This window comes from Streptococcus pseudopneumoniae (assembly GCF_001074565.1).
In the GTDB taxonomy this organism is placed as follows: Bacteria; Bacillota; Bacilli; order Lactobacillales; family Streptococcaceae; genus Streptococcus; species Streptococcus pseudopneumoniae_J.
In genome coordinates, this window is sequence record NZ_JUQX01000051.1 from 16573 (window position 1) to 29011 (window position 12439).

11 protein-coding genes are annotated in these 12439 nt (G+C 43.2%); 5 read left to right on the forward strand and 6 right to left on the reverse strand.

What is annotated here, in order from left to right:
• The first annotated feature begins 91 nt into the window (after positions 1–91).
• The 5 genes from ADI74_RS07800 (at position 92) to ADI74_RS07820 (ending at position 3734) form a co-directional block, all read left to right on the forward strand.
• Positions 92–778, forward strand: coding sequence for an XRE family transcriptional regulator (locus ADI74_RS07800; protein WP_049538134.1), 687 nt, complete (start codon positions 92–94; stop codon positions 776–778).
• Between the two features lie 3 nt (positions 779–781).
• A complete protein-coding gene (locus tag ADI74_RS07805; RefSeq protein WP_049538135.1) occupies positions 782–2197 on the forward strand; it encodes a Y-family DNA polymerase in 1416 nt (471 codons plus the stop codon).
• Positions 2194–2556, forward strand: coding sequence for a hypothetical protein (locus ADI74_RS07810; RefSeq protein ID WP_049538137.1), 363 nt, complete (start codon positions 2194–2196; stop codon positions 2554–2556). Before ADI74_RS07805 ends, ADI74_RS07810 begins: the two co-directional genes overlap by 4 nt.
• Positions 2549–2833, forward strand: a complete 285-nt coding sequence (locus ADI74_RS07815; RefSeq protein WP_049538139.1) for a DUF5960 family protein — start codon at positions 2549–2551, stop codon at positions 2831–2833. Before ADI74_RS07810 ends, ADI74_RS07815 begins: the two co-directional genes overlap by 8 nt.
• A gap of 112 nt (positions 2834–2945) precedes the next feature.
• Positions 2946–3734 carry an ADP-ribosylglycohydrolase family protein gene (locus ADI74_RS07820; RefSeq protein WP_049538141.1) on the forward strand — a complete coding sequence of 263 codons (789 nt, stop codon included), beginning with the start codon at positions 2946–2948 and terminating at the stop codon, positions 3732–3734.
• A gap of 144 nt (positions 3735–3878) precedes the next feature.
• On the opposite strand, the gene ADI74_RS07825 is transcribed toward ADI74_RS07820, so the two are convergent.
• The 6 genes from ADI74_RS07825 to ADI74_RS07850 form a co-directional block, all read right to left on the reverse strand.
• A complete protein-coding gene (locus ADI74_RS07825; protein ID WP_049538143.1) occupies positions 3879–9902 on the reverse strand; it encodes an alpha-L-fucosidase in 6024 nt (2007 codons plus the stop codon).
• A 345-nt stretch (positions 9903–10247) separates the two neighbouring features.
• Positions 10248–10724, reverse strand: a complete 477-nt coding sequence (locus ADI74_RS07830) for a glutathione peroxidase (RefSeq protein WP_049538145.1) — start codon at positions 10722–10724, stop codon at positions 10248–10250.
• Positions 10721–11299 (reverse strand): DUF3278 domain-containing protein, encoded by a 579-nt coding sequence (locus ADI74_RS07835; protein ID WP_049538146.1) that lies wholly within the window; start codon positions 11297–11299, stop codon positions 10721–10723. Before ADI74_RS07835 ends, ADI74_RS07830 begins: the two co-directional genes overlap by 4 nt.
• Positions 11300–11311: 12 nt before the next feature.
• Positions 11312–11647: a hypothetical protein gene (locus ADI74_RS07840; protein WP_049538147.1), complete on the reverse strand. Its 336-nt coding sequence runs from the start codon at positions 11645–11647 to the stop codon at positions 11312–11314.
• 10 nt (positions 11648–11657) lie between these two features.
• A complete protein-coding gene (locus ADI74_RS07845; protein ID WP_049538149.1) occupies positions 11658–12200 on the reverse strand; it encodes a DUF3278 domain-containing protein in 543 nt (180 codons plus the stop codon).
• Positions 12201–12215: 15 nt separating this feature from the next.
• The gene (locus ADI74_RS07850) at positions 12216–12410 is read right to left on the reverse strand and encodes a helix-turn-helix transcriptional regulator (RefSeq protein ID WP_001082470.1); all 195 of its coding nucleotides are present in this window, start codon (positions 12408–12410) and stop codon (positions 12216–12218) included.
• Positions 12411–12439: the final 29 nt, after the last annotated feature.

Below are 12439 nucleotides of genomic sequence, written 5' to 3' on the forward strand. Positions count from 1 at the left end.
AATGGTTGAGTTTTGAAATGTAAGCTCAACCATCGATGTGTCTTTCTAAGGGAGATAATGTCCATTAAAGCATCACACTAGGAGGTGAATCATGTACCAACCAGAAAAACTCAAGGCTCGGAGAAAAGAGCTAAAACTGACACAAAAAGAAATTGCAGAGCAACTGGGGATTAGTTTTCAGGCGTACTCCGCTTGGGAACGTGGGGTTAAGGAACCATCTAAGGAGAAGGTTGCTCAGCTAGAGAAGATTCTAAAAGTCGCAAAAGGTTATTTCACTCAGATCGAGATTGTTCGTCTCTATAACAGCCTTTCCAAGCAAGGGAAGGAAAAGGTTGTTCTTTATGCTCGCAATTTGGCTCAAGAGGAACAAGCTCAGAAAGTGATGACCATGCCAGAGCGCCTCTACGAGTATCATGTCTATGAACGCATGTCAGCAGGGATTGGGGCTTCGGTCTACGATGACCAGAATTTTGATACGGTTTACTTTAACGAGGAGTTGGCCCATGATTTTGCGTCCTGGGTGTCTGGGGACTCTATGGAACCTAAATATCAAAATGGTTCAGTGGCTCTGATTCGGGAAACAGGATTTGACTATGACGGGGCGGTTTATGCAGTGGTTTGCAACAACCAGACCTATATCAAACGGGTTTATCGGGAGGAAGATGGCTTGCGTCTGGTCTCTATCAATCCTAAATACAAGGATATTTTCATCTCCTATGAGGAAGATCCTCGGATTGTAGGGATTATCGTTGGGAATTTTGTGCCAATGGAGGGCTAGCCTATGGGCTACTTTGATTATTCCAGAGAGCCCAAAAGTGACATTGCCTTTGTTGATATGAAATCTTTTTATGCTAGTGTCGAGTGTGTGAAAAGGGGCTTACATCCACTGAAGACCTCGCTTTGTGTCATGAGTCGCGCGGATAATTCAACTGGTCTTATCCTAGCCTCCTCTCCCATGTTTAAGAGGATTTTTGGCAAGTCAAATGTTGGCCGGGCCTATGATCTGCCCTTTGATATCAAAACGCGCAAATTTTCCTATTACAATGCTCGAAAGCAAGGCTTGCCAACTGACTCAGACTATGTTCGCTACATCGAAGATTGGGCTCAAGTGACTTTGATTGTACCACCTAGGATGGATGAATACATAGCAGTCAATATGGAAATCCAGCGAATCTTTCAAAACTATGGTAGTCCAGAGGATATTTATCCTTACTCTATCGATGAGGGCTTTATTGACCTGACTAGTTCGCTCAACTATTTCATACCAGACAAGCATCTCTCTCGCAAAGACAAGCTGGATATGCTTTCTGCTCGTATTCAGAGGGATATTTGGAGGCAGACAGGGATCTACTCTACAGTGGGCATGTCCAATGCCAATCCCTTACTGGCCAAGTTGGCTCTGGATAATGAGGCCAAGCACACCCCGACCATGAGGGCTAACTGGTCTTACCAAGACGTGGAAGAGAAGGTTTGGGCCATTCCCAAGATGACGGACTTTTGGGGGATTGGCAGGCGGATGGAGAAACGCTTGCATGCTCTGGGGATTTTTTCTATCAAGGAATTGGCAACCAGCAATCCAGATCAGCTAAAGAAAGCTCTCGGTCAGGCTGGCCTGCGTTTGTGGTTTCATGCTAACGGGATTGATGAGAGTAATGTTCATAAGCCCTATAAAGCCAAGTCCCAAGGCTTGGGAAATTCTCAAATCTTGCCGAGAGACTACGTGAAGTTACGGGATATTGAAATTATTCTCCGAGAAATGGCAGAGCAGGTGGCTATTAGACTGAGAAGGGCGGGCAAGAAAACAACCCTTGTCTCTATCTATGTCGGTTTCTCTAAACAGGAGGTTAGACCATCTATTCACACACAAATGAAGGTCGAACCGACCAATAATACAGCGATCTTAACGGATTATGTTTTGAACTTATTTCATAACAAATACACTTCTGGGGCGGTCAGAAGTGTCGGAGTCAACTATTCAGGATTTGTAGACGAGTCCTTTGGTTTGATCTCCCTCTTTGATGATGTTGACAAGTTAGAAAAAGAAGAAAGGCTCCAGACAGCTATTGACTCCATTCGGCAACAATTTGGTTTCACTTCTCTCTTAAAGGCCAATGCACTGGAAGAAGCCTCTAGGAGTCTTGCTAGAAGCAAGCTGATTGGTGGGCATTCTGCTGGAGGATTAGACGGATTACAATGATTGATCGTTCTTATTTACCTTTTCAATCTGCGCGAGACTATCAAGATCCAGGCATGCAGAAGTGGATGGGCTTTTTCCTCTCAGAGCATACCAGCTCGCTTGGTGAAGAAAAAAATCGTGTTGATTTTTCGACGAATTTGAATTTAGTTGAGAAGCTACTCTTGCTTTCTCAGCTTTATGCTGGTCAATTGAAGGGATGTTTTGTTGTCAAGGAAAGAAAGCAAAAAATGACGATCATCGGTGAGGTGAGCGAATTATCACCTCAAACTCTATCTATTAGGACAAATGAGGGATATAGGCTGGTAGAGATTGTAGATATCCTCGAAATTCGACTGTGGGAGGAGGAAGTTTATGACTAGAAAAGAGCTGTATGAAAACAAACTACAGATGGATTATTTTTCAGATAGTTATATCCGCTTTGAAGAGGATTTCCAAAAATATTCTGCCATGAATGTTCCCTTGACTTTTTTGATCGATGATATCCTACGAACCATGGCCATCAATCAGAAGAACTACTTCGTCTTAAACAAGGAAAATGCCAAGGATGGGCGGGAGCATCGCTTTTATTTTAGGGTGGTGACGGAAAAAGGGTCTCCTAGAAATCGAACCTATGCCTATATGGGACTACAAGCATAGAGCCTGTCCAAGTCCCTGAAAAATGTCTAAGTATGCTATAATAAAGTAAATTTCAAAAGGATTTAATGGGCTCTATTTTCATAAGAGTAGAGAATGTTGCAGGAGGTAAATCATGCTAGGAGCGGTTATTGGAGATATTGTTGGTTCTCGATTCGAGTGGAACAATCATAAAAGTAAAAATTTTGACTTGTTTACCTCGGATTGTTCACCGACTGACGATAGTGTAATGAGTTTAGCAGTTGCTAAGGCACTGTTGGCTAGTCAGGAAGACTGGAGCCAATTGTCAAAAAATGCTGTCCAGTACATGCAGGAAGTCGGCCGTCATTATCCCGATTGTGGATATGGAGGTCACTTTTTCTATTGGATTTTTTCTGATGATCCTCAATCCTATGGTAGTTATGGTAATGGCGCCGCTATGCGCATTAGTGCTGTCGGTTTTGCGGCAGAAAGTATAGAGCAAGCCAAGTCTTTGTCACAAGCGGTTACAGCAGTGACTCATAATCATCCTGAGGGTATAAAGGGAGCTGAAGCGACGGCTGTAGCAATTTTCTTGGCACGAAATGGTGCTAGTATGGATGAAATCAGGGACCATATTGATAAGAATTACTATCCTATGGACTTTACTCTGAACGACATCAGAGAGGATTACACTTTTGATGTGACTTGTCAGGGCTCTGTTCCCCAGGCCTTAGAGGCCTTCTTTGAGTCTGAAAATTTCGAGGATGCTATCCGAAATGCGATTTCCATCGGAGGAGATAGCGATACTATCGCTGCTATCTGTGGAGGGATCGCTGAAGCTTACTATGGCATTCCTGAAGACATTAGACAAGAAGCTTTGACTTTTTTAGATGACCGTTTGCTTGAAATCGTAGTTGACTTTGAAAATACCTATCCTCAATGATAACCTTATTTTAGAATTTTATACTAAAACATCCATATAAATTTATGGATGTTTTTTTATTTTATAGATAGAAAAAGAGAAGACCATTTGGTCTTCTCAACGGGGGAACTGAAATAATGGAAAAGAATCAATCAAAGATTTTTATTAGTCTTTGAAATTCTTTTGGAAGATAAGGAGAGACAAGATAGAAGTAATAGCTGCCAAGAATAGGAAGGCAGTTGCTTCTTGTTCCCCAGTTGCTGGGAGTTGTTTTTCCTTGTCTTCTTTGACTGTAGTTGCAACAGGAGCTTTTTCATCTTTTGCTGGTGAATTGTCTGTTACGACTGGAGCAGGTTTTTCAGTCTCTCTTGGGACAACATACTCAGGAAGAGTCACAACTGGTGGCGCCTCTGTTCCAACTGAGCTTTGTTTGCTACCCACCTCAATCACTCGATCTTGAGCTGGAGTTGTTTCCGTTTGGAGAACCTTGCGATTGTCACCGTCTACTTCAACATACTCGACTAGGAGACCGTCCTTACCTTCTGATAGAACTTGCTCTTTTCCTTTGTCTAATTGGGCATTTTCGCGACGGATAGTCTTGAATGGTACGACCTTATTGACGATTTCCAAGCTTGGAAGTGTAAAGACAAGATCCTTGACTCCTTCCTCAGGACTTGAAGAAGTAATTGGTTTTTCTGGTTGAGCTGGCGTTTCCGGTTGAACTGGATTTTCAGGCTGAGCAGGTTTTTCAGGCTGAGCAGGTTTTTCGGGCTCAGCAGGTTTTTCCGGTTGAGTTGGATTTTCAGGCTGAGCAGGTTTTTCAGGCTGAGCAGGTTTCTCAGGTTGCGCTGGTTTTTCCGGTTGAGTCGGAGTTTCCGGTTGCGCTGGAGTTTCCGGTTGAGTCGGAGTTTCCGGTTGAGCTGGTTGTTCAGGCTGAGCTGGTTTTTCCGGTTGAGCTGGTTGTTCAGGCTGAGCTGGAGTTTCCGGTTGAGCTGGTTGTTCAGGCTGAGCTGGAGTTTCCGGTTGCGCTGGAGTTTCTGGTTGAGCAGGTTTCTCAGGCTGAACTGGTTTCTCAGGCTGAGCAGGTTTTTCCGGTTGAGCAGGTTTTTCCGGTTGAACAGGAGTTTCTGGTTGCGCCGGTTTTTCCGGTTGCGCTGGTTTTTCAGGTTCGGTTGCTTCGAGCTTGCTGATTTGTTCGAGAGCAGTTTCCAGTGCTTTGTTGACTGCTTCCTGAGTCTTAGCTTCTTGGATCGCAGCAATGGCTTGATCTGCAATTTCAACTAATTTCTTCTTGGCTTCATTGTTAGAACCAAGCTCAGCGACTTTTTTCTCGATAGCTTTCGTCAAGCTGTCCATAGCCTTATCGTACTCAATTTCCGGTTGTTTTGGTTCAGCAGGTTGCTCAGGCTGGTCAGGTTTCTCAGGTTCTTCAGGCTGTTCAGGTTGATCTGGACTAGGTTCCTCTTGCCCTCTTTGATAGTTCTCGTCCTTGGACAGGATATCTTGTAAGGCGCTGACAGTCAACATGACTTCTTGAACATCCACAGCTTCGGTACTGAGTTGGTTTCTCAATTTTTCTAGATTTGCTTGGAAAGCTTGACGTGCAGTAGCCGTATTTTTCAAACCTGCTGGATCAAAGTTTGACAGATCATCTTTCCATTTAGAGATAGACTGGATGATATCTGCCTTGCTGTAGAGTTCACTACCTTCGCCACGAGTGATGAATTGGTCTACCTGGATACCGATATTTCGAGACAAATCGTTTCGATCAGGATCGAGTTGAAGGGTGACTGCGTGCAAGTTTTCGTCCAGACCTTTTAGGCTAACCAGAGTTTGATTGCCTTGGCGTTGGGCAGCGTGACCGCTAAAGTATTTCTTACCATCAATAGTCGAAGCATTTCCCATCCCCTCTTGGTAAGGAACTTCTTTGCCATCTAGAAAGACTTTGTAGATACCATGATTTGGATCGACATAGCCCTTGATATCAAGACCAGTACCGTAGAAGTAAGCTGTTACAGTTGTCTTTTTCTTTTGTTCATCAGTTAAGCGACCAAAGGAAGCCCAAGACTCCGTCTTTTGGTATTTGTCTGCCGAATTGGTTTCATGGTGCCAGCCAGGACTGTAATCCAACTGACTAGCTTGGTCATCATAGCTTGTTTGATCCTTGATCAGCAATTCGGCTTTCATCACTTGGATGGTTGCATCGGTAGCAAAACCGAGCAAGGCACCATCAGAAACAGAAGTGAGCTTGGCTTTAAAGTCAAAGATAGAGTCGGCTTGTTCTGTAAAGTCAATCGTTGGGATGGTCACAGTCTTTTCTGTTTCTCCATCTTCAAAAGTCACATCTTGAGTTGTATCTTGGTAAACTTTACCGTGAACCCCAGTTCCAGGTTCTGTGATAAAGCGAACAGTAGCAGCCCCCTTGCTTCCACCAACACGTTTAATCTTAACAGTGACTGGTTTTCCTTTTTCGACTTCGTAGTTGGTAGATTCGAGTTCAAACATTCCCTTGCTATCATTGTTTAGGGTGTAGATCCCTTCTGTAGCAATTGGTTCGCCTGTTTTATTAACAAGGGTAATAGTGTGTTGGCCTGGTGCTAAATCACCTGTCTCAAAGACTTTTTGGCTGCGTTTACGGCTAGTGTTCTTAGTTTGCACATCCGCAACTTTTTGGCCATCAACGTAGACGGACATTTCTCCATGACCTGGGTCGACTGTAGAGACGACATAGGCCTTGGTTCCTGTGAAGGTATAGCTGACTTTGGCATCTTTTTGATTGGTCCACATAGAAGTGCCACGCACACCTTCAGATTCATTGTACCAAGTTGTTCCGGCTGTATCCGCTGTTGTATTTGAGTGGTATTCAAGTCCAAGAGGGTAGCCATCTGTCTTTTCAATGCTGCTTGGTGTCTTGTAAACTGAGAAGTTGGTCAAGATTGGGGTTGCTTGAGCACCAGTGATGGTCACACGGATTTTTTGTGCTTCTACAGGCTTGCCTTGAACCAAGCGACGGTAACCAACAGTTGAACCTTCACCGTAAGTCACCCAACGTCCGTTGATTTCGACTTCAATTTTGAAACCAGAGATACGTTGACCTTTAGCAATGTCTTCTTTGAGTTCGACAACGTCAAAGCGTCTCTTTTGTCCTAAATCGACTGTAAAGCTACCGGTTGTGGCATCATTTGAGAGCGCCCAACTAGTATCATCTTTACCGTCAGTCAGGTGACTTTCTTTGTAGAGGTGGTTCTGACGAGTAGAACTTGCTGTTACAGTAGCACCTTTGGCAAAGTCAGTCGCATACATTTGGTCTAGGGTTGCTTTGAACTCCTTCAGGCGAGCCACATCCGCATCGGCGAATTTTCCTTCTTTATTTGGTGGAATGTTGAGAAGGAGTGGGGTTCCACGACCAACAGATTTGAAGTAGATATCCATCAACTCTTTGAGTGATTTCGGCTGTTGATTGTCATGGTAGAACCAACCAGAACGGATCGAAACGTCGGCTTCCCCTACAGAATACATATCACCGTCAGGGTCGCCGTGGTTGAGGTATTCATTTTTTACATCATCTGTGATGTTGGCTCTCTTGACTTTATGCCAGACAGGGTCACCTGCGATACCACGTTCATTTCCGATCCAGCGAACGCTTGTCGGTTGAGCAGAGAAGATGGCGATATCTCCTTCAGCTTCTTTGATGTATTTGAACCATTCATCAAAGGTATAGGTCACTTTTTGGGCACCGCTACCACGCGCACCGTCCATCCAAACCTCGATAAATTTCCCTTTATTTCCGTATTTTGGATTTCCAAGGATTTCTTTCAGTTGGTTGAGATAGTATTGGTTGTATTCCTTTTCGGTTGCGACATGGTATTTTGGATGATTGGCATCCCATGGTGACAAGTAAACACCCATGTTCATGTCATACTTGCTAGCAGACTTGGAAACTTCTTCGAGAAGGTCACCCTTTCCATCTTTCCATGGACTAGCAGCTACGGTATGGTTGGTGTACTTAGATGGGTAAGCAACGAATCCGTCGTGGTGTTTAACAACCATAATGGTTCGTTTGAAGCCCGTTTCCTTCAGAGTGCGAATCCACTGGTCAGTATCCAAGTTGGTTGGATTGAAGTATCGAGGGTCTTCTTTCCCATTTCCCCATTCAGAATTGGTATAAGTGTTCATTCCGTAGTGGATGAAGGCTGCCAATTCCTCCTTGTGGTAATCGAGTTGGGCCTTGCTTGGAAGAGGTCCATGGTTGCCAATCTCAGTTTCCTTATCTTCTGGATGAGCTACTGGTGGTGTAGGAGTCATTGGATTAGCTGTATCAGCGACTGGCTCGTATTCAAAGACGACCTCATTCACCCCTTTTTGCTGGATCCTTGCTTCCAAGCTAGCTTTTACTGGACGGTAGCCAGCAATGTCTTTTGCATGGAAGGTGTTGACAAAGGAAACGTCGTACTCTTGCCCTTCATTGTTATCAACTGTCGCCTCAGCTAGTTCAGTAGTGGTTCCTTTTTGGCGGTAGTAAACTTTGAAAGAGCCTTTGTTGACTTTATAGACCACTTTGATGACACGTGTACCGGCAGGCGCTTTGCTGACAACATTGTGATCTTCATCCCAAGTATCTTTTAGTTGTTTATTGACCGCTACACCATCAATGGATACAATTTCGTATTTATCTTTATTTTTCTGATAGAAGTCCGTTTTCTCGATTTCTTTTTTGAAATTATAGTCAAATGGCGAATCAACAGCTGTCTGTTCGATGAAGGTATCATTATCTTTGACAGGATTTCCTTCTTCGTCTTCGTGTTGGATAACAACACGACCGTATTCAACTCCCTTGATCAAGCTAGCAATCCCATCTTGGTTGAAGGAATATTCGTTGCTTCCAATAACAGTTGTTTCGTTCCGAAGCATACGCCCCTCATCAGTAAAATAGTAACGATTTCCGTTATCTCCTTGGTACCAGCCTTTCACACCATATTTGGCAATCATGTCCTTAACCCATTTCAGTTGTTCAGGTGAAAGGACGAGTCCGCCACCAAAGCGATCCTTTTCGGGAACACCATTGTCAACGGTTCCGTGTTGGTGAACACCGAGAACTTTTCCTTGGCTATCTACAATCCCACCACCAGACAAACCAGATACAGAAGTGGTTTGGTAGGTGATACCGGTCGTTCCCTTATCATCATAGGACTCAACAGATCGGATAGTCCCGTCAGCCTTGTAAAGTTGGCCAGCTAGGATAGGCTGTTTCAGCTCTTTTGAGCTCGAGTCTGTTGGGTAGCCAATCGTACTGATGGCTTCTCCTGGCTGATGCGTCTTGTGATCCGCTAAAGGCGCAAAGGTTGCTGCTTTGTTTGGACTAGCAATTGGAAGAGGAATAGGAGCTTCTACAAGAGCAAGATCGTTTTTATAGCCTTTTCCAAACTCCTTCTTGTTCCAGAAATGGATGTCCTTTTCTCTAAATAAAACCGTAGTTCCAGAAGATGGAAGTGAGTTTTTCTTTTCGCTGTTTGAACCAACGTTATAGTAAAATTGGGCAGATTTTCCACCACGAATGTGACCTTCGCCAGTTTCTTTATTGGCTTCTAGGAAGTTATGTGCAACGGTAAGAATCAAATTAGGTGCAACAAAGATACCAGATCCTGAAACGAGGTAGCGTTGCTCTCCTGCATTGTAGGTGCTGTAAACCATAGTGGCAGCAGTAGCAGGTTGCCCCTCGTAGTTGATATGTTTGAGGTCTTCTCCACCTTTTATAATAGCACGGTTTCCGTTCTCAGTTTCTTTTGGAGCTTCTTCCTTATCCTTTAGAATGCTCTTAGTTTCTACTTTTGGACTAGCTTTCTTGTCAACGATAGTTGTCGTGTCGAGTTCTTTGACAGGTGTGTCTGGATAGGCACGGTCCTGAATTTCTTCAGGGAGCAAATCAGCACTGTTAGTATCTGCAACAGGTGTTTCTTGTTTTTCAGTCTCTACTCGGCCTTCTTCTTTGACTGGTTCAGTCTTAGCTTCTTCTATATCTGCGACTTGTTCAATTTGCTGATCTAAATTGGATGTTGCGGTAGGAGACGTTTCGTCTGCACGTACGGTTCCAGAAGCAAAAAACGCCAGTCCGACGATGACAGAGGCCACACCTACAGTCAACTTCCGAATGCTAAATGTTTGCCCTTTTTCAAAAAGGTATCGATTCATAATATACTCCTAGTTTTTAGAAAGGCAGTCAGCTACTGCCCGAGCCCAAGCTTGACTTGGTTGCATCTTTATTTTACGATAGATCAATTCTCTGATAATTTGTAAGCCTCTTACCTCCCTAATTATAAAGCGCTTTCATTTTAAGATAAAAAAATTTAAAAGGCCATTTCTCCCTTAAAATGACTAAAAGTTTTTAATATAACAAATATACTAAATTAATGAAAGAATTGCAATAGCAAAAAGCAAAAAAATAAATATAAATTAAAGAAAATCAGTTACTTTTTAAAGAAAAAACGCATCCTTTCAAGGCTCAAACTAAATGAAAGGATGCGTTTTAAAAAGAAATCAGAGTAATTTTTGAATAAACTCTTGGATGGTTTTGGGGTCTGTTTTGGAAGAGAAGCGCTCAAGGACTTGCCCATCTCGGCCAATGAGAAACTTAGCAAAATTCCATTCGATTCGTTTTCCTAGCGGGCCAGACTTCTGGTCTTTTAGCCAAACATAAAGAGGATCTGCCTCCTTGCCGTTGACCTTGATCTTGGCAAAACGAGGAAAAGTTGTCTGATAGTGTAGGCTGCAGAAGCTATTGATTTCCTCTGCGCTGCCGGGTGCTTGTCCCATAAATTGATTGCAAGGGAAATCTAGGATTTCAAAGCCCTGATCTTGATAGCGTTCATAGAGTTCTTGAAGTCCCTGGTACTGGGGCGTTAAACCACATCCAGTAGCAGTGTTGACAATCAAGAGAACCTTCCCTCGGTAGCTTTTAAGTGATGTTTCTTGATCATCTTGGTTCAAGACTGAGAAATCGTATAATGAGGTCATTGATTTATTTTCTCCTTAGGATTGCGATTGTTAGGAGTTTTTTCCTCCTGTAGTGGTAGAAATGCATTAACCATAGTTCCGAAGATAGCAGCAATACTCAAACCAAATACCAGTAAAGGGATGAGGATATCTGTTTGAAAAAGTTTTTCTAAAAAAATAGAAAGAGGAATTTGTTGGACATAGAGTTTATGGAAACATAGCAAAGTAAATAAACCAATTAGAATACCGAAAAATACACCCCAACTACGAAGGTTGATTTGGCTTTTGCTGTAGCTTTTATGATGGATTTCGGACGGGTCATCCTTGTCCAAATGTAAGTCGCGAACTGCTAGTCTCGCCCTAGATGAGAGGACGAAGATAAGTCCAAAATAGAGGTAGGGCATGGCATCTCGCACCAACTCTATGAAGCGTCCAAATAGGAGATAGAACAGGAAGAGTAGGAGAGAGGAGTAAACGATTTGGATCAAGGCACGGGCACCTGCCCTGTAGATTATCTCTTGGCGGCATTCATCAAAGGGGCCTTGTATGTGAAAGAATAGTTTGAGTAAGCGAGTGGTGAAATCTTCTTTTTTCATGGGAGTAATCTCCTAAATCAACTGATTTTGATGTACTTCTTTCACTACTTGATAAAAGTTATAGAAGTAGACCAAACTTGAAATGATGGTTACGGCTAGGAATATTGGTAATTTCCATTGGGTGGGGTTGGTTAAAAGCTGTGGCAAGGATATGAGGAGAAAGAAGAGGGCGGCGTTGAGGCTAGGTATCCGTTTTGATTGGATTTTTTTCAGTCCTTTATTGAGCGCAGGAAGAAAGAGGAGTAAGAGTATTAAAACTGTATGAGATATAGCTCCTGAAACAAGGGCGAAGGAAAGGAAAATACTGATAAAAACATGACTGATCAGTAGTCTAGCTAGTGATTTCATAAGGCACCTCCTAGTCGTCTTCTTGGTCTTTCTTGGCTTTTCGAATGCGAAGAGAGACGATAATTTGTATGGTAAATCCGAAGAAAAGGGTAGCTAGGATAGTTGATACAAAATGCCCTGTATTTAAAAGAGAACCAAGATAATCCTTGCTATCATCTGTGAGAGTATTAAGAAATGGTATTCCAAAGAACATACCTAGCCCATAGATCAGGCCCGCTTTTAGACCCGGAAAATGTAGCTGTTTGCTTTCTTTATGGCTCAGCATTTCGGGGTCAATAGCTGTGATGCCCGTTTTCTTGGTTTGAGAGACCACATAGAGGGCAGCTATCATCGAAATACCAAACACTACGAGAGGATAACCGATAGCGACAATTTGCGGGTATTTATAAGCAAGGACAAAGGGGATGAGGTTGCCAAATATCATCAGATAAAAGAGAACGATAAAGACTTGATTCCCGATACGATCGGCCTCGCGACGTTTGTGTTCGTCAAGGGGACCAGAAATGCCGTATGTGCGTTTGATCAGTTTTTCAGTGAGAGTTTCTTTTTTCATTTGTTTGCTCCTTTTCTAAAAATCGTCTTCCCAAAAGAGACTGTTGAGATCAGTTTGGAGGCTACGGGCGAGATTGAGGCAGAGCTCCAGAGTTGGATTGTACTTGTCATTTTCAATCATGTTGATGGTCTGTCTCGAGACACCGATATCTTTGGCGAGCTCGAGCTGGGAAATGCCCAGTTCCTTACGGAATTCTTTCACACGATTCATAGGGTCTCCTTTCTGATATGTCGTATATA